The organism is Lysobacter panacisoli (assembly GCF_009765165.1).
Classification (GTDB): Bacteria; Pseudomonadota; Gammaproteobacteria; order Xanthomonadales; family Xanthomonadaceae; genus Lysobacter_J; species Lysobacter_J panacisoli.
This window is the reverse complement of record NZ_VLNU01000001.1, coordinates 1,286,513-1,309,921: the sequence shown is the minus strand read 5'-3', so window position 1 is coordinate 1,309,921 and position 23,409 is coordinate 1,286,513. Positions and strand designations below refer to the sequence as shown.

19 protein-coding genes are annotated in these 23,409 nt (G+C 66.6%); 7 read left to right on the top strand and 12 right to left on the bottom strand.

The genetic code is table 11. The features are described 5' to 3' along the window. On the bottom strand, positions 1 to 1,425 hold the full coding sequence (locus tag FOF45_RS06285) for a DcaP family trimeric outer membrane transporter (protein ID WP_233264067.1): 1,425 nt from the start codon (positions 1,423 to 1,425) through the stop codon (positions 1 to 3). 229 nt (positions 1,426 to 1,654) lie between these two features. On the opposite strand from FOF45_RS06285, the gene acs reads away from it, so the two are divergent. The 5 genes from acs to FOF45_RS06260 all read left to right on the top strand — a co-directional run bounded on the left by acs (position 1,655) and on the right by FOF45_RS06260 (position 7,273). Next, complete coding sequence (gene acs / locus FOF45_RS06280) at positions 1,655 to 3,607, top strand: acetate--CoA ligase (protein WP_158983119.1); 1,953 nt, start codon at positions 1,655 to 1,657, stop codon at positions 3,605 to 3,607. Between the two features lie 195 nt (positions 3,608 to 3,802). Beyond that, positions 3,803 to 4,471: a response regulator transcription factor gene (locus FOF45_RS06275; protein WP_158983118.1), complete on the top strand. Its 669-nt coding sequence runs from the start codon at positions 3,803 to 3,805 to the stop codon at positions 4,469 to 4,471. 35 nt (positions 4,472 to 4,506) lie between these two features. Then, positions 4,507 to 5,337 carry a helix-turn-helix domain-containing protein gene (locus FOF45_RS06270; RefSeq protein WP_158983117.1) on the top strand — a complete coding sequence of 277 codons (831 nt, stop codon included), beginning with the start codon at positions 4,507 to 4,509 and terminating at the stop codon, positions 5,335 to 5,337. 33 nt (positions 5,338 to 5,370) lie between these two features. Continuing rightward, positions 5,371 to 5,826, top strand: a complete 456-nt coding sequence (locus FOF45_RS06265; protein WP_158983116.1) for a VOC family protein — start codon at positions 5,371 to 5,373, stop codon at positions 5,824 to 5,826. 109 nt (positions 5,827 to 5,935) lie between these two features. Continuing rightward, positions 5,936 to 7,273, top strand: a complete 1,338-nt coding sequence (locus FOF45_RS06260; RefSeq protein WP_158987279.1) for a PQQ-dependent sugar dehydrogenase — start codon at positions 5,936 to 5,938, stop codon at positions 7,271 to 7,273. On the opposite strand, the gene FOF45_RS06255 is transcribed toward FOF45_RS06260, so the two are convergent. Both FOF45_RS06255 and cls read right to left on the bottom strand, forming a co-directional pair. Next, the gene (locus FOF45_RS06255) at positions 7,270 to 10,725 is read right to left on the bottom strand and encodes a PAS domain-containing hybrid sensor histidine kinase/response regulator (protein ID WP_158983115.1); all 3,456 of its coding nucleotides are present in this window, start codon (positions 10,723 to 10,725) and stop codon (positions 7,270 to 7,272) included. The genes FOF45_RS06260 and FOF45_RS06255 overlap by 4 nt on opposite strands. Positions 10,726 to 10,806: 81 nt before the next feature. Next, entirely contained in the window at positions 10,807 to 12,225 is a 1,419-nt protein-coding gene (gene cls, locus FOF45_RS06250; protein ID WP_158983114.1) for a cardiolipin synthase, read from the bottom strand. A gap of 147 nt (positions 12,226 to 12,372) precedes the next feature. Between cls and FOF45_RS06245 the strand changes: the two genes are divergently transcribed. Further along, positions 12,373 to 13,197 (top strand): helix-turn-helix domain-containing protein, encoded by an 825-nt coding sequence (locus FOF45_RS06245; protein WP_158983113.1) that lies wholly within the window; start codon positions 12,373 to 12,375, stop codon positions 13,195 to 13,197. Positions 13,198 to 13,381: 184 nt separating this feature from the next. After that, positions 13,382 to 16,309, top strand: a complete 2,928-nt coding sequence (locus FOF45_RS06240; protein ID WP_233264066.1) for a TonB-dependent receptor plug domain-containing protein — start codon at positions 13,382 to 13,384, stop codon at positions 16,307 to 16,309. A gap of 164 nt (positions 16,310 to 16,473) precedes the next feature. Here the strand turns inward: FOF45_RS06240 and rpmG are convergent, their stop codons facing one another. The 9 genes from rpmG to FOF45_RS06195 all read right to left on the bottom strand — a co-directional run bounded on the left by rpmG (position 16,474) and on the right by FOF45_RS06195 (position 23,366). Then, entirely contained in the window at positions 16,474 to 16,638 is a 165-nt protein-coding gene (rpmG, locus tag FOF45_RS06235; RefSeq protein WP_158983112.1) for a 50S ribosomal protein L33, read from the bottom strand. 13 nt (positions 16,639 to 16,651) lie between these two features. Next, positions 16,652 to 16,888 carry a 50S ribosomal protein L28 gene (gene rpmB, locus FOF45_RS06230; RefSeq protein WP_137832985.1) on the bottom strand — a complete coding sequence of 79 codons (237 nt, stop codon included), beginning with the start codon at positions 16,886 to 16,888 and terminating at the stop codon, positions 16,652 to 16,654. 266 nt (positions 16,889 to 17,154) lie between these two features. Beyond that, positions 17,155 to 18,909: a DUF885 domain-containing protein gene (locus FOF45_RS06225; RefSeq protein ID WP_425481897.1), complete on the bottom strand. Its 1,755-nt coding sequence runs from the start codon at positions 18,907 to 18,909 to the stop codon at positions 17,155 to 17,157. Between the two features lie 129 nt (positions 18,910 to 19,038). After that, on the bottom strand, positions 19,039 to 19,380 hold the full coding sequence (locus tag FOF45_RS06220; protein WP_158983110.1) for a lipid-A-disaccharide synthase N-terminal domain-containing protein: 342 nt from the start codon (positions 19,378 to 19,380) through the stop codon (positions 19,039 to 19,041). A gap of 64 nt (positions 19,381 to 19,444) precedes the next feature. Beyond that, positions 19,445 to 20,170, bottom strand: a complete 726-nt coding sequence (locus tag FOF45_RS06215; RefSeq protein ID WP_158983109.1) for a glycosyltransferase family 2 protein — start codon at positions 20,168 to 20,170, stop codon at positions 19,445 to 19,447. 8 nt (positions 20,171 to 20,178) lie between these two features. Further along, positions 20,179 to 21,177 (bottom strand): SDR family NAD(P)-dependent oxidoreductase, encoded by a 999-nt coding sequence (locus FOF45_RS06210; RefSeq protein ID WP_158983108.1) that lies wholly within the window; start codon positions 21,175 to 21,177, stop codon positions 20,179 to 20,181. 23 nt (positions 21,178 to 21,200) lie between these two features. Further along, positions 21,201 to 21,626: a hypothetical protein gene (locus tag FOF45_RS06205; protein ID WP_158983107.1), complete on the bottom strand. Its 426-nt coding sequence runs from the start codon at positions 21,624 to 21,626 to the stop codon at positions 21,201 to 21,203. Positions 21,627 to 21,642: 16 nt separating this feature from the next. Next, on the bottom strand, positions 21,643 to 22,551 hold the full coding sequence (locus FOF45_RS06200; protein WP_158983106.1) for a ParB/RepB/Spo0J family partition protein: 909 nt from the start codon (positions 22,549 to 22,551) through the stop codon (positions 21,643 to 21,645). Beyond that, complete coding sequence (locus FOF45_RS06195; RefSeq protein ID WP_158983105.1) at positions 22,548 to 23,366, bottom strand: ParA family protein; 819 nt, start codon at positions 23,364 to 23,366, stop codon at positions 22,548 to 22,550. Before FOF45_RS06195 ends, FOF45_RS06200 begins: the two co-directional genes overlap by 4 nt. Positions 23,367 to 23,409 lie beyond the last annotated feature (43 nt).

Sequence of the window (23,409 nt, the reverse complement as noted above, 5' to 3'; positions counted from 1 at the left end):
TCAGAAGTTGTACTTGACGTGCGTCTGCAGGCGATTGAGTTCGCCGCGGTCGCCGTTCTCGAGTTCACGCTGGCCCCAGATCAGCTCCGCGCCGAGGTCGAGCTTCGGCAACGGGGTGTAGATGAGGTTGACGTGTGCGGACTGCGCGCCCTTGGTGATGCCAAGGCCGGTGAGATCGGTGTCCTGGTCGTAATCCGCGCGCGAATAGAACAGGTTCGTGCGCAGCTTCGGCGAGAACACATGGCGCCAGCCGACGAAGCCGGCGATGACGTCGATGTTGTCCAGGTCGCCCGTCGAATCGAGCACGGCGTCGTTGTTGAGCGCCAGGCCGATGTAACGGCCGATGCCGCTGCCGCCGGTGACCATGTAGCGGATGTCGTCGCTCTTGCCGAGGTTGAACTTGCCCGAGACGCTCAGGCCGTAGCCGGTGCTCTCGTTGTCCTGGTTGAGCGGACCGTTCTGGTACTTCAGCTGCCGCACGAGGCCGGCGATGCCGAAGTGGCCCCAGTCGCCCTTGGCGGTATAGCGGCCGGTGAAGTCCGGCGACGGGCCGTCGTCGCCAGCGACCTGCGCCATGTTGCCGTTGAACGGCGTGTACACCGTCTCCGGGTTCTCCATCGAGAACGACCACGGACCGTTGGTGTAGCGCAACTGCGCCTGACGCACGAACACCGTGCCTTCCGTTGGGCCGAGGAAGTCGACCGTGTCGGGCAGCGCGGCGGTGTCCTGGAAGTTGGTCCAGGTCTGGCCGGCGAGCCAGTTGTTCCACTGCACGTAGGCCTGGCGCAGGGTCAGCGCGTAGGTGTTGGTGGCGATCTCGTTGCCGGTGAAGGCCGTGCTGCCGCCGCCGAACAGATCGAACTCCAGGTACGCCTTCAGCTTGTCGCCGCTGTCGAGGTCGGTATCGGCGCCGAACCAGAAGCGCGAGAAATTCACGCCCATGTCGGTGTCGGTGCCGCCCTCGGCAGTGCGGCCGCCGCCAACGGGAATCGCCTTGGGCACGTAGAACAGGCGGCCGACGGTGCCGTCGGGGATGTCGCCGTCGTTGGTGTCGGTGACGGACGCATCCAGCTTGATGAAGCCGCCATAGCTGAAGCGCGTGCCCGGGTTGGCCGTGGCCATGATCGGAGCGCTCTGGATGGTCGGCTTGGCCGGTGTGCCAGGCGCCGCCGCGGCGGGTGCCGCTGGAGCCGTGGTCTGCGCGGTCTTCACCTCGCTGATCTGGGTCTGTTGCTGCTGCTGTTGCGACACCAGTTGCTTGACCATGGCTTCGAGCTGGGCGACGCGCGCTTCCAGCTCTTTCTCTTTCGCGGTTTGCGCGAAGGCCATCCCCGGCAACGCCAGCGCGACCAGCAATGCGGCGGCGAGCGGACGGCGACGCGGAGCCGCCGGTGCGCTCGACATCGAGGCAATGCTTGCGGACATGATTCCCTCCCAAAGGAACGCCGGGCCCCATGCTCGGCTCGACCCAGCCTGCTGGGCCACCGCACTGCACAACCATTCCCCATTGGTCGTAGTCGAGAGCCTGCGACAGGGCATTTACGACTAACGTCTACACCGGCCCGGATGAGGCGCGCCGGTGAATGCGGCACACTGGCCTGCCGGCCCCTTCGCGGCCGGTACGCCCTTGACCGACGCAGTCCCGGAGCACGCCATGAACCATCCCGCCACCGTCTATCCGATCGATCCGGAGTTCGCCGCCAAGGCCCGGATCACGCGCGAGTCGTACGAACGCCAGTACGCCGAGTCGGTGAAGGATCCGGACGGTTTCTGGGGCAAGGTCGCCGATCGCCTGGACTGGTTCCGCAAGCCGACGAAGATCAAGGACGTCAGCTACGCGCTCGAGGATTTCCACATCCGCTGGTACGAGGACGGCGAACTCAACGCCAGCGTCAACTGCCTCGACCGTCACCTCGCCACGCGCGGCGACAAGACCGCGCTGATCTTCGAGCAGGATGATCCGTCGAAGCCGGCGCAGCACATCACCTACCGCGAACTGCACGCACGCGTGTGCAAGCTCGCCAATGCACTGCGCTCGCTCGGCGTTCGCAAGGGCGACCGCATCACCATCTACTTGCCGATGATCCCGGAGGCGGTGGTCGCGATGCTCGCCTGCGCGCGCGTCGGTGCGATCCACTCGGTGGTGTTCGGCGGCTTCGCGCCCAACTCCATCTCAGACCGCGTCGCCGACTGCCAGAGCAAGCTCATCATCACCGCCGACGAAGGCCTGCGTGGCGGCAAGAAGGTCCCGCTCAAGGCCAACGTCGATGCGGCGCTGAAGATGCCCGGCACCAACACCGTGGAAACGGTGCTGGTCGTGCGCCATACCGGCAGCGCGGTCGACATGCAGATGCCGCGCGACCGCTGGTACGACGCCGTCGTCGATGAACAACCGACCGAATGCGCACCCGAGCGCATGAACGCGGAAGATCCGCTGTTCATCCTCTACACCTCCGGTTCCACCGGAAAGCCGAAGGGCGTGCTGCACACCACCGGCGGTTACCTGGTGTATGCCAGCTACACGCACGAGATGGTGTTTGACCTGCGCGACGACGACATCTACTGGTGCACTGCCGACGTGGGCTGGGTCACCGGCCACAGCTATATCGTCTACGGCCCGCTCGCCAACGGCGCGACCGCGCTGGTGTTCGAGGGCGTGCCGAATTACCCGAACGTGTCGCGCTTCTGGGAAGTGATCGACAAGCACAAGGTCACGATCTTCTACACCGCGCCGACCGCCATCCGCGCGCTGATGCGCGACGGTGACGAGCCGGTGAAGAAGACCTCGCGCGCCTCGCTGCGCCTGTTGGGCTCGGTTGGCGAACCGATCAATCCCGAAGCGTGGCGCTGGTACTACGACGTGGTCGGCGACGCGCGTTGCCCGATCGTCGATACGTGGTGGCAGACCGAGACCGGCGGCATCCTGATCACGCCGCTGGCGGGGGCGATCGACCTCAAGCCCGGTTCCGCGACGAAGCCGTTCTTCGGCGTGCAGCCCGCACTGGTCGACGCCAACGGCAACGTCCTCGAAGGCGAGGCCGAAGGCAACCTCGTGCTGCGCGACTCGTGGCCGGGTCAGATGCGCACCGTCTACGGCGACGACCAGCGCTTCATCGATACGTACTTCCGCACGTACCCGGGCAACTACTTCACCGGCGACGGCTGCCGTCGCGACGCCGACGGCTACTACTGGATCACCGGCCGCGTCGACGACGTCATCAACGTCAGCGGCCATCGCATCGGCACCGCCGAGGTCGAGAGCGCGCTGGTGTCGCATCCGAAGGTGGCCGAGGCCGCGGTGGTCGGTTTCCCGCATGACATCAAGGGCCAGGGCATCTACGCCTACGTCACTCTGATCGCCGGCGAAGCGCCGACCGACGCACTGCTGAAGGAGCTGGTCGCGCACGTGCGCCAGGAAATCGGGCCGATCGCCACGCCCGACCACCTGCAATGGGCGCCGGGCCTGCCGAAGACGCGTTCGGGCAAGATCATGCGCCGCATCCTGCGCAAGATCGCCGAGAACGCGCCGGACCAGCTCGGCGACACCAGCACGCTGGCCGATCCTAGCGTGGTGGATTCGCTGGTCAAGGAACGTCGCGTTCCGTGATGCGCGCCCAACCCGGGCTGGGCGAGTTCCGGTGCGGCAGCGCCGTGCGGCGTAGCAGACCCCGCAGCTGTTCCGCTCTACCGATGTCATCCCCGCGAAGGCGGGGATCCAACTTTGAACGAATCATGCTCGCCGGAAGGCGGAATGTATCGGACACTTGGGTTCCCGCCTTCGCGGGAATGACGACATAACCCCATGCCCACACTCCTCATCGCCGACGACCATCCGCTGTTCCGCGAAGCACTGCGCGGCGCGGTCGCGCGCGTGTTGCCGCAGGCGCAATTGCGCGAGGCCGACAGTGTCGAGGCGCTGTACACGCTGGTCGAGGCCGAGCCGGACGCCGACCTGCTGCTGCTCGACCTCAACATGCCCGGCGCACAGGGTTTCAGCGCGCTGGTGCACCTGCGCGCGTTGCATCCGCAGCTGCCGATCGTGGTGGTGTCCGCGCGCGAAGAGCCCACTGTGATGCGGCGCGCGCTCGATCACGGCGCGGTCGGCTTCATCCCCAAATCCGCCGATGCGGCGACGCTGGGCGAGGCGATCACGCGCGTGCTCGACGGCGACCGCTGGGCGCCATCGGTCGCCTTGTCCGCGCCGGCAGCCCACGCAGACGAACACGACGCCGCGCAGCGCCTGCGCGACCTCACGCCGCAGCAGTTCCGCGTGCTGCAGATGCTCGGCGCGGGGCTGCTGAACAAGCAGATCGGTTACGAACTCGGCGTGTCGGAAGCGACGGTGAAGGCGCACGTGACCGCGATCCTGCGCAAGCTAGGCGCCAGCAACCGCACCCAGGCCGTGCTGATCGCCGGCCGCCTCGCGCTCGACCCGAGCGCGATCGTGCCGCCGCCGGAAGAAGCCGAGTAACAGCACCGTCCCGTCCACGGGTGTAGGCTCCGCGCATGAGCCTGCATCGGCCCGTCGCCGCACTGCGTCCCTTCGTCGAAGCCCTGTGGGCGAGCGATGGCGCGCCGTCGCCTGCGACGCGCGAACACGTGCTGCCTTGCGGAACGATGCACCTGGCGATCCGTCTCGATGCGACGTCGTTGCGGTTGTATCGCAACGACGATGACGCCATCGGCGAACGCCTCGCCGCGGCGGTTGTCGCCGGTGCGCGCACACGGTTCTACACCAAGCTCGCGCAACCGACGGCGTCGGTCGGCGTGATGCTGCGCGCTGGCGCAGCCCGGGCCCTGCTCGGTTGCGACGCGGACGTGCTCGCCGGCCGGCATGTCGCGCTGTGCGATATCTGGAGTGCGGGCGAAGTTGAACGCCTGCAGGAACGCCTGAGCGAAGCCGCGGACGCGTCGGCTCGCATCGACGTGCTGCAGTCGGCCCTGCTCGCGCGTCTTCGACCGATCCACGCGATGCACCCCGCGATCGCGCAGGCCTTGCAGTCGCTGGGCGAAGGCGAGGCGGTCCGCACTGCCGTCGCCGTAAGCGGGTGCAGCCATCGCCATTTCATCGCGCGATTTCGTGCTGCGACGGGTCTGGCGCCGAAGGAGTACGCACGCGTGCGGCGTCTGCGCCGCGCACTGCGTGGCCTGTCGCAGGGACACGCACTCGGCGATGTCGCGCTGGATGCAGGCTATGCCGACCAGGCGCACCTGCAGCGCGAGTTCCGCGCGATGTGTGGCATGACGCCACGCGAGTACCGACGCGCCGGCGCGCGTGCCCAGGTGCACGTGGCCGCGGTCAATTTCGTTCAAGACCGGTCCGGCGCACCGGCATAGGCTGCGTCCACGTCCCACACCGCGAGGCCGCCCATGTCCACCCGAGAACTGTTCGCCTACCTGTGCGTGCCCGATGCGCAGGCTGCGATGACCTTCTACCGCGATGTCTTCGACGCCCAGGAGACGCTGCGCCTGGTCGAGGCGGGCGGTCGCATCGGTCATGCGGAGGTGTCGATCGCAGGCACCACGCTGATGCTGTGCGAACCGTATCCGGAGTACGGCATCGTTCCGCCCGATCCGACGTCCACAACGAATGTCACCATTCACGTCCACGTCGACGATGCGGATGCGACGATTAAGCGCGCACTCGATGCGGGCGCGACGCTGGTGATGCCGCCACGCGACCAGTTCTACGGCGAACGCTCCGGCGTCGTGCGCGATCCAGCCGGCCATCGATGGAACATCGGACACAGCATCGAGGAGGTCGACGCCGCGGAAATGCAGCGCCGCTTCGCCACGCTGACCGCTTCGCCGGACGGCCCCTGCTGATCGATCACGCCGGCATCACGCGGATTCGACGTCGCCTTGCGTCGATCACGTGCGTTGCACGGCGCGTGTCGTACTTGGTGGTTGCATGAGCGGGACACGTCGAGAAGGCATGTCGGGAGCGGCGACGGCGCTGTGCGTCGCCGCCGTTCTTGTCGCGCTCGGCGGCTGCGGAGGCGAAGCCCGTCTGCGCGCCGGTGAGGACACCGGACCATCGCCGGTGATCGCGTCGCCGCAGACCTCGGCCATCCCCACGCTCAACATCGCACCGGCGAAAGGCTGGGCGAAGGGCGAGAAGCCGACGCCCGCGAGGGGGTTGTCGGTCGGCACGTTCGCCACTGGCCTCGACCATCCGCGCTGGCTTTACGTGCTGCCGAACGGCGACGTGCTCGTGGCCGAGAGCAACGCGCCGCCGGGCAAGCGCGGCATCGGTGGGATCAAGGGCAAGATCATGGGGTCGGTGATGAAGAAGGCCGGCTCTGGTGCGCCAAGCGCGAACCGCATCACCCTGCTGCGCGATGCCGATGGCGACGGGGTCGCGGAGACGCGCAGCGTGTTCGCCAGTGGGCTCACTTCGCCGTTCGGCATGGCGCTGGTCGGCGACACGCTCTACATCGCCAACGCCGATGCGCTCGTGCGCGTTGCGTATGCGGCGGGACAGCAGCAGGCCGGGGGCGCGCCGCAGAAGGTCGTCGATCTTCCCGGTGGCGGCGACCAGCTCAACCATCACTGGACCAAGAGCCTGGTCGCCTCGCCCGACGGAACGCGTCTCTACGTCGGAGTGGGCTCCAACAGCAACATCGCCGAGAACGGACTGGAAGCGGAAGTCGAGCGCGCGAACGTGTTGCAGATCGATCCTGCCGCCGGCACGCGTCGCATCTTCGCGAGCGGTCTGCGCAACCCGGTCGGATTGGCGTGGGAGCCGCGAAGCTCACGCCTGTGGGTCGTGGTCAACGAGCGCGACGAACTGGGCAACGACCTGGTGCCCGACTACCTCACGCGTGTCGACGAGGGTGCGTTCTATGGCTGGCCGTGGTCGTACTGGGGCGCGCACGTCGATACGCGCGTGACTCCGGCGCAGCCCGATCGCGCCGCATCCGCGCGTATCCCGGACTACGCGCTGGGCTCGCACGTTGCGCCACTCGGCCTGACATTCGCGCAGGGCAATCGGCTCGGCCGCGCGTTCGCGGAAGGCGCGTTCATCGGCCTGCACGGTTCGTGGAACCGCGATCCGCTCAACGGCTACAAGGTGGTGTTCGTGCCGTTCCACGATGGCAAGCCCGAAGGTGCGATGGTCGACGTACTCACCGGTTTCATCGATGGACAGCAGAACGCGCGCGGCCGACCGGTCGGCGTCGCGATCGCGCGCGACGGCGCGCTGCTCGTGGCAGACGACGTCGGCAACACCGTCTGGCGGGTCGCCGGCGCACCTGCGGTGGCGACGCGCTAGGCCTGCACGGCCTGCCGCTGCGCGGCGAGGAAGGCACGCAACGATGCCGGCCGTACCGGCTTGGTCAACACGCGGCATCCGTGCTCGCGCGCGGCGAGCTTCAGCGCATCGCTGCCATCGCCGGTGAGCAACGCCGCTGGCAGCATCCGGCCGCATTGCGCGCGCAACGCGTCGATCACGCCAAGGCCATCGAGGCGATCGTGCAGGTGGTAGTCGACCAGCGCGACGTCGGGCTGCTGCGACAGCAACGCCAGCGCTTCGTCCGCGTTGGCCGCGGTGAACGCGACCACGCCCCACCGTTGCAGCAGGCTGCGCATGCCATCGAGGATCTCGCGATCGTTGTCCACACACAGCACGCGCAGGCCGGCCAGCGAATCGCCGCCGACCACGAGATGCGGTTCGGGAAGCGGCGCGGCATACATCGCGCGGCCGAACGGCACAGTGATCGAGAACACGCTGCCCACGCCGATGCGCGAACGCACGCGCAGCGGGTGTTCGAGCGTGCGCGCGATGCGTTGACAGATGGACAGCCCGAGACCAAGTCCACGCTCGCCGCCGATGCCGGGCTGATCGAAGCGACGGAACTCGTCGAAGATCTGCGCGAGGTGGTGCTCCGAGATGCCGGGCCCGGTGTCCCACACCTGCAACTCGATCGCACCTTCGCGCACGCGCGCAGCGATCAGTACGCCGCCCTCGCGCGTGTAACGCAGCGCATTGGCGAGGAAGTTCTGCAACGCGCGGCGCAACAGGCGACGGTCGCTGCGCACGGGACGTGGACGATCCGGCGCACGCACACGCAACTGCAGGCCGCGACCGGCCGCGACCGGCGCGTACTGCGCAACGAGTTCGCGCAGCAGCTCGTTCACGTCGAAGTCGGTGATGTCCACGCGCAACGCGCCCGCGTCGAGGCGCGAGATGTCGAGCAGTCCGTCGAGCAGATCCTCGGCCGCGCGCAGCGACGCGTCCACGCGCTCGGCCAGCCGCGCCTGCTCGCCGGTATCACCGGCTTCGCGCAACGCACTCGCGAACAACCGCGCCGCGTTGAGCGGCTGCAGCACGTCGTGGCTGATCGCCGCGAGGAAGCGCGTCTTCGACTGCTGTGCAGCCTCCGCCTCGCGCGTGCGCAGTTCGACACGCTGTTCCAGGGTTTCATTGACTTCGCGCAGGCCTTGCTCGGCGCGCTTGTAATCCGTCACGTCGCTGTAGGTGGTGACGTAGCCGCCAGGCAGCGGACGGCCGCGCATCTCGATCACCTGTCCGTTCGCGCGCACGCGCTCGAATACGTGCGGCGCGCCGGCGCGCAAATGCCTGAGGCGACGGCGCACCTGGCCTTCGATGTCGCCCGGACCCATCTCGCCGCGCTCGGCGTTCCAGCGGATCAGGTCGCTGACCGGTCGGCCGACGTAGAGCATGCCGTCGGGGTAGTCGAACAGTTCCTGATAGCGGCGGTTCCATGCGACCAGGCGCATCTCCGCGTCGACCACGCTCACGCCCTGGCTGATGTTCTCCAGTGTGGTCGAGAGGATCTGCCGGTTGAAGCGCAGCTCCTGGTTCGCTTCGTCCAGGAGCGCAACGACTTCGCCCAGCTCCATGCCAGAGCCGCGCAATGCGCTGGTCAGGGTGAGTCGCGCCGACGCTGCGCCGATCGCCGACGCGAGCAGGCGTTCGGTGAACTGCGCGAGCGCGCGATCCGCGGGTTGTTCGGGTTGCCATGCGCGGCCCTGCTGTTGCGCGTATTCCTCGAACGCACGACGCGCATGGCGTTCGCCGACAATGCGCTCGGCCAGCGCGAGCAGCTCACCGCCGCGCACGCTGCCGGCCCAGCCGCCGGGACCGAGCGCCGGACGCTGCACGTAGGGATCGAGGAAGGGCGCGGCGAGCAGTTGCTCCTGCAGTCGCGGGCGCTGTCGCACCGACACGAACAGGAACACGCCGACGTTGAACAGCAGCGACCAGAACGTGCCGTGCGTGAGTGGATCCCAGCCGTGCAGGCCGAACAACTGCTCCGGCCGTAGCCAGTCGACGCCGAGCGGGCCCTGCTCGATCCACCCGGTGGCGAACCAGCCGCCGCGTGCCAGCGCCGGCAACAGCAGCGTGTACAGCCACAGCACGGTGCCAGCGAACAGCCCGGCGAACGCGCCCGAGCGACTCGCGCCGCGCCAGTACAGGCCGCCGATCAGCGCCGGGGCGAACTGCGCGACCGCCGCGAAGGCGAGCAGGCCATGCTGTGCCAGCGTGTCCTCGCCCGCACCGTAATAGGCAGAGCCGCGGTGATAGCCATAGGCCATCATCGCCAGGCCGAAGATCGTCGCGCGGCGTACCCACAGCACCTGCTTGTCGATGCCCTGGCTCTCGCGCAGCGCACCGGAGCGCAGCAGCAGCGGCATGATCAGGTCGTTGCTGACCATCGTCGACAGCGCCACGCTGGCCACGATCACCATGCCGGTCGCGGCCGAAAAGCCGCCGATGTAGACGATCAGCGCGAGTGTTTCCTGCTGCAGCGCCAGCGGCAGGGCGAGCACGAAGGTGTCCGGCGATGCGCCGCTGCCGGCGAGCAGGCTCTGTCCAGCCAGCGTGATCGGCACGACCAGCAATGAGATGAGCACCAGGTACGTGCCGAACAGCCAGCGCGCGGAGCGCAGGTCGGACGGGTCCTGGCATTCCACCACCGCCACGTGGAACTGGCGCGGCAGGCAGACGATCGCGGTGAAGGCGAGCAGTGTCTGCGCGACGAAGCCCGCCGGCAGGCCCGGCGCAGTCACCACCGGCGCGGCCTGGATCATGCGTTCGACGAGGTTGCCGGTCCCGGGCAGGTGCATCAGTGCGAACACGCCGATGGCGACGAACGCGAGCAGCTTCACCAATGATTCCAGCGCGACCGCCAGCACCATGCCGCGATGGTGTTCGGTCGCGTCGATCTGGCGCGTGCCGAACAGGATCGCGAACACCGCCAGCAGCAGGGCGACGTAGAAGGCGGGATCGGACAGCAGGCCGGCGTCGCTGGGCACGTCGGCCAGCACTTCCACGCTCATCGCGACCGCCTTGAACTGCAGGGCCACGTACGGCACCGCCGCGGTCAGCGCGACCGCCGCCACCAGCGCCGCCAGGCCCGGCGCGCGACCGTAGCGCGAGGACAGGAAGTCGGCGATCGAGACGATGCGTGCCTCACCGGAGATCAGCACCAGACGTTCGAGGATGCGCCAGCCGAAGGCGAGCATCAGCAAAGGGCCGAGGTAGATCGGCAGGAAGCCCAGCCCGGTGCGCGCCGCCGTGCCGACCGCGCCGTAGAACGTCCACGACGAGCAGTACACGGCCAGCGCCAACGAATACACGGCCGGACGCATCCAGCGCGCTTTCGGCGTGGTCTCGCGCTGGTCGCCGTAGTAGGCGACCACGAACAGCACGCCGACGTAGCCCGCCGACACCAGCAGAAGAATCCAGCCCGGAATCACCGGTGGTCGTCCTCGTTCGGATCCATGTCCGAGTGTAGAACGATGGCGGCCGATGGGCTCGGCCGGCCCGGGCCGGAAAGGTCAGATCAGTGAATCCGCCAGCCGTGCGATGCCCTCGACGCTGCGCCGCCAGCGCGGCCGGCCGCGCCAGCCCGACAGCTGGAGGATCTCCGCGTCGGCCAGATAGTCGGCCTCGATGGCATGCAGCCGAGCCACCACCGAGCGGTCGTAGCACAGCAGGCCGGCTTCGGCGTTGAGCGCGAAGGAACGGATGTCGAGATTGATCGAGCCAATCAACGCGATGTCGTCGTCCACGCTCAGGTGCTTCGCGTGGAGGAAGTGCGGACGATACAGCGCGATGCGCACGCCCGCCTGCAACAGTTCGTCGTAGTACGAACGCTGCGCCCAGCGCGTCAGTCGCTGGTTGTTGCTCAGCGAGAGGATCAGCTGCACTTCCACGCCTGACAGCGCCGCGACGCGCAGCGCGCCCAACGTCATGTCGTCCGGCACGAAGTAGGGCGTCGCCAGCACTACCTTTCGACGCGCGCGCTGAACCAGCGCGACGACGACGTTGCGCGCGTTCTCGAACGGATACGCAGGCCCGCTGGGCAGCACCTGTGCGGCCATGTCGCCGGCAACGCTATCGATGGACGTGTCCAGCGTGAGGATCTCGCCCGTCTCGATGAACCAGTCGCTGGCGAACAGCGCCGCGATCTGCCGCACCACCGGCCCGTGCACGCGCGCCACGAGCTCGCGGTTTGGTCGATCCGGCACGAATGCCGCATCGGCAAGGTTCTGCGAACCGATGTAGCCGCAGTGACGGTCGATCAGCGCGAGCTTGCGATGGTTGCGCAGGTCCATGCGCGAGAGGCTGCGCCAGGCGAGACCGCCGGACAGCATCGCGTGGACCTCCACCCCGGCCTTGCGCAACGGCTTCGCGAACGCGCGCAGCCCGGGTTTGGCGCCGACCGCATCGAGCAGTAATCGACACCGCACGCCGCGCGCGACCGCGCGCGCCAATGCATCGGCGATGGAGCGACCGATCTCGTCATCGAACATCAGGTAGTACAGGAGATGGACTTCCTCGCGCGCACTGTCGATGTCGGCGACGAGCGCGGCGATGGAGGCGTCGTAATCGTCGAGCAGGACGATTTCGTTCCCGTGCATTGGCATGAAATCGCCGAGGCGTTCGGCCAGGCGCGCGACATCGGGCACGGGTCCGGATTCCGGCGGCGTCCAGCGCAGCTCGCCTAGGCCGACCTGGCGTTCACGGATCAGCTGCGACGCACGCGCCTGCCGTTCGCGACGGATGCGCGCGAGCCACGGGTGGCCGAGCACCAGATACAACGGCAACCCGAGCAACGGCACGAATCCCACCAGCAACAGCCAGCTGCGCGCGGCCGCGGGCGCGCTGCGCACCGGAATCCACGCGAGCGCCGCCAGCCGGATCAGCCAGTCCAGCAGGAACAACCAATAGCCGGGACTCAGGTCGTCGGGCATGCCTGCATTGGAGCACGTGGCGAAGGGACACGGGCGGCCGCCGCATGCCTGATTGCCACGTGGCGCCAAGAATTGAGAGTCGTCTTATGGATTCGTTCCTACACCGAAGCGAGCCTCTGTCCTCTTTCCAACTCAAACGAAATGTTTATGAAACAGGCGAAGTGGACGTGGGCCGACGGTGAGCGCCAGTTGCACGAGGGGCCGGTTCCGAACGGTCCGTGGGCGCGATGTCTGGCGGTGTCGCGATTGGGCAGCGTCGCGTCGACCGCGCCGGAGCTCTCGGTGTGGGTGCAGGTCCGCGGTCACGCCTGGATCGAAGCGAAGGAAGGACGGTTCTATCTGCGCCCGGGCGACTGGGTCGCCTTCGCCAAGGATTCGCACCCCGTCGTGCAGGCGGATGCGCGCGGCCTCTGCCTGGGCCTGAGCATCGCCGAGGACGCGGTGAAGGCGATGGCGCAGTTCTCCGAATTCGGCCTATACGTGGGCCGGGGACGACTGACGCTGCCCGAACTTCGCAACAACGTGAAGCTGTGGCATCGGCTCGCACGTTCGCTGGCGCTGCCGCAATCGGCGCGCATGGATGCCAACCTGCGCTCGCTGATGCTGAACCTTGAAGGCATGCAGCGCGAATATCGCACGGCCCTGCAGCGCTGCCCCGGTCCGTCGCACGGACGCAAGCGCCAGGTCTTCGAGCGCATGCAGCGCGCGCGCCTGTACATGGAAGGCCATTGCGATCGCATGGTCCGTGTCGGCGAGCTCGCCGAACGCACGCAGTTCTCGGTCTGGTACTTCTCGAAGGTATTCCACCGCCTCTACGGACAAAGCCCCCAGTCCGCATCCGCAGTGCTGCGGCTGGAGCACGCGGCGAACCTGCTCGTATCCACGCCGATGACGATCGGCGAAGTCGGCGTCGCAAGCGGCTTCGACAACAACTGCAGCTTGCCCGCAGTTTCCGTGCGCGCTTTGGCATGACCGCGAGCGACTTCCGCAGCTCCGGCCAGCCACGACTGATTTCGCAAACCTGCGGAACCTCGCGCGCAAACCACATCGCCGGTGTACGCGATGCGCTCCGATACACCGGGGAAAACGCTGTTTCCCTCTCCAACTCTAACGTGACTGGACGTTTAACGCGCCCATAACGTGGCGGGAGAGAAAGATGAAACAACGCAACAAGCGCGCCGTCGTGCGCATCGGCATGCTGCCGCTCGGCATCGCGGCCGCACTGTCGCCGGTGGTCGCCAGCGCGGCGGAATCCGGGGAGAAGGACGCCACGACGCTGGACCGGATCGAGGTGACGGGGTCGAGGATTCGTCAGGTCAGCCTGGAAACCGCACAGCCGGTCATCAGCCTGAGTCGTGCTGACATCCAGAAGCAGGGTTTCACCAGCGTCGCTGACATCCTCCAGAACATCAGCGCTGCGGGCTCGCCGTCCATCAGCCGCGCTGATGCGCTGGCGTCGGGTGAGGAAGTCGGCGGTCAGTACATCGATCTGCGCAACCTTGGTCCGGAGCGCACCCTGGTGCTGATCGACGGCAAGCGCATGGGTATCAGCTCGGGCGGCTATTCCGACCTTGCCTCGATCCCGACTTCCGTTGTCGAGCGCATCGAAGTTCTGACCGATGGCGCCTCGGCGCTCTATGGTTCGGACGCGATTGCTGGCGTGGTCAACATCATCACCCGCAAGGGCTTCGATGGCGCGGAGGCGGGTGCCTACATCGGCCAGTATGGCCAGGGCGATGGCACCAAGCAGATCTACAACTTCCTCATTGGCAGTACCGGAGATCGCAGTTCGGTCGCGCTGGGCGTTGAGTACACCAAAGAAGATCCGGTTTACGCGAAGGACCGTCCGTTCAGCGCTACCGGACAGGGCCCGTATCACCCGGCTCCCTATGACCTGACCAGCAGCTCCGTCGCCTCCAATGGGTGGAGCGGCATTTCGCAGCGGGGTGTGATCTCGAACGGCCCTTGCGGAGGTGGTTTGATGAGCCCGACCACGGAGGATTTCTGTGGCGAGGGGCTTGGCCGGAGCTGGACGGTGGATGCCGGTGGTGACCCGACCAACTTTGCGGACTATCACCCCACCAACGCGGGCGACTTCGCCAACTCGAACCAGCAGATGCTTCTGCAGACGGGCATCGAGCGTCGCTCGGTGTTTGCCAATGGAAGCTTTGACCTCACGGATAACGTGCGCTTCACGGCTGACGCGCTGTACACGCATCGTGAGACGCTGCAGCAGATCGCGGGCTACCCCTACCGTTCTTCGGCCTACGCCACCCCGCTTTCCGCAACCAGCTACTTCAATCCGCTGGACAAGAGCATCACCTTCCAGCGCCGCACCTGGGAAGTTCCGCGTCAGACCCTTTCCGAACTGACCACGTATCGCTTCAGTGGCGGTTTTGAGGGCACGTTCGACATCGCCGACAAGCCGTGGGACTGGGATGTCGGCTACGTTTACAACGAGAACAAGGGCGTCAAGACCGGAACGGGCAACCTGTTCATTCCGAATGTGCGTAGTGCGGTCGGTCCCTCGTTCCTCGACACCGATGGAGTGGTCAAGTGCGGTACTTCGAGCAAGCCCATCGAAGATTGCATACCGTGGAATCCGCTTTCGCCGTACGGCGCAAACGACCCGGGCAATCTCTCGGATCCGGCGTTGCAGGCGTACCTGTTCCTGCCCAGCCATGACACCTCTGAGACTTCCACGACGGTTTACAGCGCCAACCTGAGTGGCGTCCTCGCCAACCTGCCGGCCGGCGACCTGGGCATGGCGGTCGGTTATGAGCACCGCCGTGAGCAAGCACACTACGACCCGGACGCGTTGAACCAGTCGGGTCTCTCGACGGATCTGTCGGGTGGTCCGACGGCAGGCGGTTACTCGCTGAACGAACTCTTCCTCGAGTTCAGCGTGCCGGTTCTTGCTGACGTCCCCGGTGCAAAGGAACTCTCCTTCGACATTGCCGGCCGCTATTCCGACTACAACACCTTCGGCGATACGGTGAACGGTAAGTTCGGTCTGAAGTGGCGTCCGATTGAAGATCTGCTCGTGCGCGGAACCATCGCCACTGGCTTCCGTGCGCCGACTGTGGCCGATCTGTACGGTGGCACGAGCGAGACGTTCGACAACTACACCGATCCGTGCGACACGATGTTCGGCACTGCAATTCGCAATGCAGGCGTTGCAGCGCGCTGCACCGGTGATGTGCCCGCTGGCTTCCGTCAGGAGGCGTCGGGCGGCTCTCCGGCAAGCGGACCGGGTGCCCAGTCGAATTACACGTACCTGTCGGGCTCCAATTCGCACCTGACCCCGGAGACTTCCAAGTCCTACACCTTTGGCTTCGTTTACAGCCCGAGTTGGGCCGAAGGGCTGGATGTCAGTCTCGACTGGTGGAAGATCCGGATCGACGATGTCATTGCTTCGGAAACGGTGACTTCGATCCTGAATCAGTGCTATGTGCAGGGCATCGATGGTGCCTGCGGCCGCTTCGAGCGTGATGCGGTGAGCGGTCAGGTGGTGGACGCCACCCGCATTCTGGTCAATGGTGGTTACCAGGAAACGGCCGGCTACGACTTCAACGTTGGATACAAGCTCCCGGAAACGGCCTTCGGTCAGTTCAGATTCGACTGGAAGTCGACCTATATCGACTACCTCGAGTACAAGCGTGACAACGAAGAGGTCACGCCGATCAACCAGTACACTGGGTGGGATTCGAACTTCCGTATCCGCTCGAATCTGACGCTTGACTGGTCCAAGGGTGACTTCGGGGCTTCGTGGACGGCGCGTTACTACTCGGGCATGAAGGAAGCGTGTGCGTACGATTTGGAGGGTGGTTCGGAATGCAACATGCCGGACTTCGTCTCTGCGTACACGCTGGAACAACCTTCCCATCAGCGCGGGTCCAACACGTTCCACGATATGCAGTTCCGCTATAGCACGCCGTGGAATGCCACGGTTTCGCTTGGCGCGAACAATGTGTTCGGGCATGAGGGGCCGGTCACTTACGGCGATCCGAACAGCGACTTCGACTACTACGGTGGTTTCGATATTGGTCGCTTCTACTACCTGAAGTACCAGCAGCGCTTCTGATCGGCTGCATGCAAGTCGCAACACCCACTACGGCCCTTCGGGGCCGTAGTGTTTTGCAGGATCGTCATCCGCAAACACGGGCACGGCGACTCACGTACGCACAAACAAAAACCCCGCCTTTCGGCGGGGTTTCCGGTATTGCATCCGACAAGCCGGAAGGCGGCTTACTTGATCTTGCCTTCCTTGTAGGTCACGTGCTTGCGAACGACGGGGTCGTACTTCTTGACCTCCATCTTGTTCGGCGTGTTCTTCTTGTTCTTGTCGGTGGTGTAGAAGTGGCCGGTGCCGGCCGAGGAGATCAGGCGGATCTTGTCGCGCTTGGAAGCCATGGGTCAGTTCTCCTCAGATCTTCTCGCCGCGGGCACGCAGCTCGGCGAGGACGGCATCGATACCGTTCTTGTCGATGGTGCGCAGGGCGGCGCTGGAAACACGCAGCTTCACCCAACGGTTTTCCGAAGCGACCCAGAAGCGGCGCTCGTGGAGGTTGGGAAGGAAACGGCGGCGGGTCTTGTTCATGGCATGCGAGACGTTGTTGCCGGTCGTCGTTCGCTTGCCGGTTACTTGGCATACACGGGCCATACGCACCTCGAAAGGTAAATGGTGTCTCCCTTGGCCAGGGAGGCGGCGGCCCCTCCGCTTCCGGACCTCCGGAGGCGGCGCACGATACGGGTGTGGAAACCTGGCTGCCGGTGGCGGGACGGAATCGTGCTTCCGGACCCCGCCCGGTCGTGTCCCGAAGGGCAGACCGGACGCAGCGAGCCGGCAATTATGCCGCGCAACCCGGCCCCGGGCAAGCACTTATCCACAGTGCCGGACCGGGCGAGGGCCCGGCGCCGGCCTCGGGCTCAGTCCGCCTTGGCCGTCGCGGTCGCCGACTTGCGGATGAAGGCGCGGACCTGCTCCTCCAGCACGGGCAGCGGCACCGAGCCCTCGCTGAGCAGGGCATCGTGGAAGGCCTTCACGTCGAACTTCGATCCCAGCGCCTTCTCGGCCTCAGCGCGCAGCCGGACGATGGTGATCTCGCCCAGCTTGTAGCTCAGCGCCTGGGCCGGCCAGGAGATGTAGCGGTCGACCTCGGTGGAGACTTCATGCTCGCTGAGCGCGGTCCGGTCGCGCAGGTAGGCCAGCGCCTGGTCGCGGGTCCAGCCCTTGTGATGCACGCCGGTGTCGATGACCAGGCGGCAAGCGCGCCACATTTCGTAGGTCAGGCGGCCGAAGTCCTCGTACGGCGTCTCGTAGATGCCCATCTCCACGCCGAGCTTCTCGCTGTACAGACCCCAGCCTTCACCGTAGGCGGAGATGTACGTCTCGCGGCGGAACGCGGGCAGTTCGCCCTGTTCCTTGGCCAGCGAACCCTGCAGCGCATGGCCGGGGGCCGACTCGTGCAGGGTCAGCGCGGGCAGGTTGTAGAGCGGGCGCGAGGGCAGGTCGTAGGTGTTGACCCAGTACGTGCCCGCGCCGCCGCGGCCGCTGGTCCAGAACGGCGCGATGTCCGGCGGCACCGGGACGATCGTGAAGCGGCCGCGCGGCAGCGTACCGATGTACTTGCCGATCTCGCCGTCCACGCGCTTGGAAATCCAGGCCGCGCGATCGAGCAGCTGCTGCGGCGTGGTCGCATAGAACTGCTTGTCGGTGCGCAGGAACTTCAGGAAGTCCGCGAAGCTGCCCTTGAAGCCGACCTGCTGGATGATCTTGTCCATCTCGGCCTGGATGCGCGCGACTTCGTCCAGGCCGATCTGGTGGATCTGCTCCGGATCCAGGTCCAGCGTGGTGTATTCGCGGATCTGCTGGCGGTAGAACGCCTCGCCGTCGGGCATCTGCTCGGCGCCGAGCGTGGTGCGCGCCTTCGGCACGTATTCCTTGCGGAAGAATGTCAGCAGGTTCGCGTAGGAGGGAATGACCTTGTCGCGGATCGCGTCGGTCGCGTCGGCACGCAGCTTGGCCTGCTCGTCGGCGGGAATCGTCGCCGGCATGCGCTTGAACGGATCGTAGAACTTCGATTCCTGCGGATCCTTCAGGTCCGCCACCGCGCTGATCGAGCCGTCGCGTCCGTCGAGCACCGCGCGCGGCACGCTGAAGCCGCGCGACAGGCCGGCGCGCATGTTCGCGATGTTCTGGTCGAAGTAGCGCGGCACGTCGCGCAGGCGGTCGATATAGGCGCGGTAGTCCTCGCTGGTGCGCAGCGGGCGACGCGCCATGAAGCCCAGGTTCGACCAGAACGACGAGTCGGAATTGAACGGCATCTCGTAGCCGCGCAGGCGCACCTCGGCGGCGAGGTTCTCGACCTGCGCGCGATAGACGGCGAAGTTCACCTTGTTCTGCTCATCGAGCTTCGTGGCGTCGATGCCGTCGAGCTGGCGCAGCACGTCGTCCCACACCTTCAACCGCGCCTTCTGCGTGGCGGCGTCGACCGACGGCAGGTTATGGCGATTGCCCGAGCCGTCGTTGTCCTCGTCGGACATCCCCATCTCGTCCTGCCGCCACTGCCATTCCTTGGTGTAGATGGCCTGGAACCGATCGTCGACCGGGCCGGCGAAGGCCGTGGTGGAGATCAGGGCGAGCTGGGCGGACAGCGCGGCGGTGAGGAGCAGTCGTTTCACGGCGGGAACCTGGGTGACGAAGCGCCGATCTTCGCATCCCGGACCATGCCGTGGTTGGCTGATAAGACAGTTTGGTGGGGCCGCGTCACAGCCCCGGGCCGACCGGCGGGGCATACGCCGGCGTCCGGTTCAATGGCTGGCGCGATCGCGTTTCCAGCCGCGGTGCCTGATGTCCAGGTACAGGCTGTAGGCGGCGGTGAAAGCCGGGAACAGGTTCTGGATCACGCCCACCGAGTCCTGCTTCTGCGAGAACACGAAGTAGCTCAGCGTCATCGCGCTGCCCAGCAGGCTCATGTACCAGAACAGGCGCGGGATGACCGGCCGTCCGTACTTGCGCGAGGCGAGGAACTGCACCAGCCAGCGCCCGCCGAACATGATGGCGCCCGTCAGGCCGATGATCTTCCACGGCGACATGTGCAGCCCGGTCCATTCGAGCCAGGCGATGGGGTGGTTCATGAAGTCGTATTCCATGACGCGATCCGATGGGCCGGTGCCCTGCGGGTGTGACGGCCGGGTAGCAAGGCCGACGGTGGGTTCAGACCTCGCGTGTGCCGGTGATCTTGTTGCGACGGATCAGCCAGGACACGCCGCGCAGGTCGTTGATGCCGACCAGTGCGCGGTTGAGGTTGTTGTACTTGGATACGCCGGTCGAACGCGGGCGGTGGTTGACCGGCACGCTCACCGTCTTCCAACCGGCGCGCTGCATCAGCGCGGGCAGGTAGCGGTGCATGTGGTCGAAGTAGGGCAGGTCGAGGAACGCCGCGCGCTCGAACAGCTTGATGCCGCAACCGGTATCGGGCGTGTCGTCGCGCAGCATGCGCGCACGGATCGCGTTCGCCCACTTCGATGCCCAGCGCTTGCTGCCACTATCGCGCCGGTTCACGCGCCACCCCGCGAACAGCTTGATGCTGTCGTCGCCGTTCGCGCGCTGTGCGATGAGTTTGGGGATGTCGGCCGGATCGTTCTGGCCGTCGCCATCGAGCGTGGCGATCCACGGCGCGCGCGCGGCCTTCACGCCGGTGCGGATCGCGGTGCTCTGGCCGCTCTGCCTCAGGTGTTGGATCACGCGAAGCTCGGGCACCTGCGACTTGAGCGCGGTGAGCACGGCGAGCGTGTCGTCGCGCGAATGATCGTCGACGTAGACGATCTCGAACTCCGCCACGTCGCGCAGCGCAGCGGTGATCTCGTGCACCAGCGGCGCGATGTTGTCGCGCTCGTTGAACACCGGAACGACGACCGAGATCTGTGGGGTCGCGCTCATGTCGGCGCTCACGCCCTGTCGCCGAAGTACTCGCGGCACCAGGCCACGACCTGCGGCAGGCCGCTTTCGATGGACGTCGCCGGCTCGAAGCCGAACGCGTCGTGTGCGCGTTGGGTGTCGGCCATCGTTTCGACCATGTCGCCCGGCTGCATCGGCTTGTACACCTTCTGCGCCGTCACGCCGGCCGCCTGTTCGATCACCGCGATGAAGCGCTCCAGCTCCACCGGCGTGTGATTGCCCAGGTTGAACACGCGGTGCGGCACCGCGGGCGGCGCCACGTCGGCCGATGGCGGATGGTCGAGCGCGCCGAGCACGCCGTTGACGATGTCGTCGACGAAGGTGAAGTCGCGGCGCATCTTGCCGTGGTTGAACACCTCGATCGGACGTCCCGCCAGCACGGCGCGCGAGAACAGCAGCGGCGCCATGTCGGGCCGGCCCCACGGGCCGTACACAGTGAAGAAACGCAGGCCGGTCGAACGCAGGCCGTAGAGGTGCGCGTAGGTGTGCGCCATCAGCTCGTTCGCGGCCTTGGTCGCTGCGTACAGCGAGCGCGGCCGGTCGATGCGCTGGTCTTCCGAGAACGGCGGCGTCGCCGAATCGCCGTACACCGACGAAGAGCTCGCGTACACCAGATGCTGCACGCCGCGATGGCGGCACAGCTCGAGCATGTTCACGAAACCGGTGAGGTTGCTGTCGACGTAAGCGTGCGGATGGGTCAGCGAATAGCGCACGCCGGCCTGCGCGGCCAGGTGGATCACGTGGGTGGGCTGCACCTCGTCGAACAGGGCGGCCAGACCGTCGCGGTCGGTGAGGTCGAGCGCGCGGATGTCCACGTCCGGGCACAGCGCGGCGACGCGGTCGCGCTTGATGCGCGGGTCGTAGTAGTCGTTGTAGTTGTCGAGGCCGACGACGCGCGCGCCCCGCGTACGGAGCGCGCGGCAGGTGTATGCGCCGATGAAGCCGGCGGCGCCGGTGACGAGGATGGTGCCGGGGGAGGGTTCAGCCATCGGTTGTCTTGTGTGATGTGGGATCAGTCCGGGCCCGGATTGATATCGAAGCCCAGTGTCAGTTTGAGGTCGGCCAGGCCGGCGCTGAGCGACGGGTCGAGTTCGAACCCGAAGTTGCTCTCGCCAGAAAGACCGATGACCAACCCGCAGCGGCCGCCGCGGACGAAGAATGTTTGCAGAGTCTCGCGATGCATGGCCAGCCGTTGCTGCACGCCACGCAGGTAGTCCTGCAAATCCTCATCCGACCAGTTTCGCGAACCGGATGTCAGATTTGTGTAGGCGTAACTTTCCCGGTACTGACCGTCCAGCGGCGTGCCCTTGGGCGTGCGGCGTGGCTCGCCCGCGCGCCAGGCGCGTTCGGGTGTCAGGCCCAGCTGGTCGAACAGCGGGCGGATATCGTCGCGCGGATGGATGGCGCGCAGCGTGACGCGATAACGGTACGGGTTCATGCCGGCCGCGCCCCGGTTACTCGGTGACGGTACCGCGCAGCTTTTCGAGCACGCCCTCGAGCGAGTCGACGTCGGTGTAGTGGATCACCAGGCGGCCCTTGCCGCCGCGACCGTGCAGGACGTTGACCTTGGTGTTGAGCGACTCGGACAGCTCGCGCTCCAGGGCGACGATGTCGGCCTGCGGCTTGACCTTGGCCGGCTTGGCCCGGGCGGCGGCGCTGGTCGGGATCTGGCCCGCCGACAGCTGCTGCACGCGGTGTTCGACCTCGCGCACGGACCAGCCGTGTTCGGCGGCCTGGCGCGCCAGCGCGATCGCCGCCTGCGGCGTCAGCGCGAGTAGCGCACGCGCGTGGCCCATCTCCAGCGAGTGGGTTTCCAGCAGCACGCGGATCTCGGCCGGCAGTTCCAGCAGGCGCAGCAGGTTGGACACCGCCGCACGCGAACGGCCGACCGCTTCGGCGGCCTGCGCGTGGGTCAGGTCGAATTCGTCGATCAGCCGCTGCAGCGCGTTGGCTTCTTCCAGCGGATTGAGGTCTTCGCGCTGGATGTTCTCGATCAGCGCCATCGCGACCACGGTGCGGTCGTCGACTTCGCGGATCACCACCGGGATCTGGCTCAGCCCGGCCAGCTGCGAGGCGCGCCAGCGGCGTTCGCCGGCGATGATCTCGTAGCGCTTGCCGCCCAGGTCGCGCACGACGATGGGCTGGATCACGCCCTGCGCCTTGATCGACTCGGCCAGTTCGGCCAGCTTTTCCTGGTCCCAGTGCTTGCGCGGCTGGTACTTGCCCGGGGTCAGCGCGTCCACGGGAAGGTGGCGCAGCACGTCACCTTCGACCGCTTCCAGCGCGGGCGCTTCCGCGGCCGCTTTCGGGCCCAGCAATGCCTCAAGGCCGCGGCCCAGGCCGCGCTTCTTGGCTACGCTCATGCCGTGGTCTCCTTCACTTCGCCCGTGCGCGCGGCCTTGGCGGCCTGCTCGCGCTCGCGCTGGCGGCGCAGCACTTCGCCGGCAAGGCCCATGTAGGCGATGCCGCCACGGCTGGCGCGGTCGTAACCGACGATGCTCTGGCCATAGCTGGGCGCCTCGGCCAGGCGCACGTTGCGCGGCACGATGGTGCGGAACACGCGATCGCCGAAGTGCTTGGTCAGTTCCGCCGACACCGCGTTGGCGAGGTTGTTGCGCACGTCGAACATGGTGCGCAGCACGCCTTCGATCTCCAGCGCGGGATTGAGGTTGGCCTTGAGCGCGTCGATGGTGTCGAGCAGCGCGCTTATGCCTTCCAGCGCGTAGTACTCGCACTGCATCGGCACCACGATCGAATCGGCGGCGGTCAGCGCGTTGAGCGTCAGTAGCGACAGAGCCGGCGGGCAGTCGATCAGGATGTAGTCGTAATTGGCGCGCAGCGGTGCGAGCGCGGTCTTGAGGCGCTGCTCGCGGCCCGACTCGCTCATCAGGCTGATTTCGGCCGCGGTCAGCTCGATGTTGGCCGGCAGCAGGTCGAAATCCTCGGCGGTGCGCTTGAGGATCGAAGCGGCATCGGTTTCGCCGAGCAAAACGTCGCAGATCGAATTCTCGATCTCACGCTTGTCGATGCCGCTGCCCATCGTCGCGTTGCCCTGCGGGTCGAGGTCGACCAGGAGCACGCGCTTGGGCGTACGCGCGAGGGCGGCTGCCAGGTTGACGGCGGTGGTGGTCTTGCCGACCCCGCCTTTCTGATTGGCGACGGCGATGATGCGGGCCATGCGGCTCGTCCTGGCTGTAAGCGGAATGAGGCCGGCGTGGGGC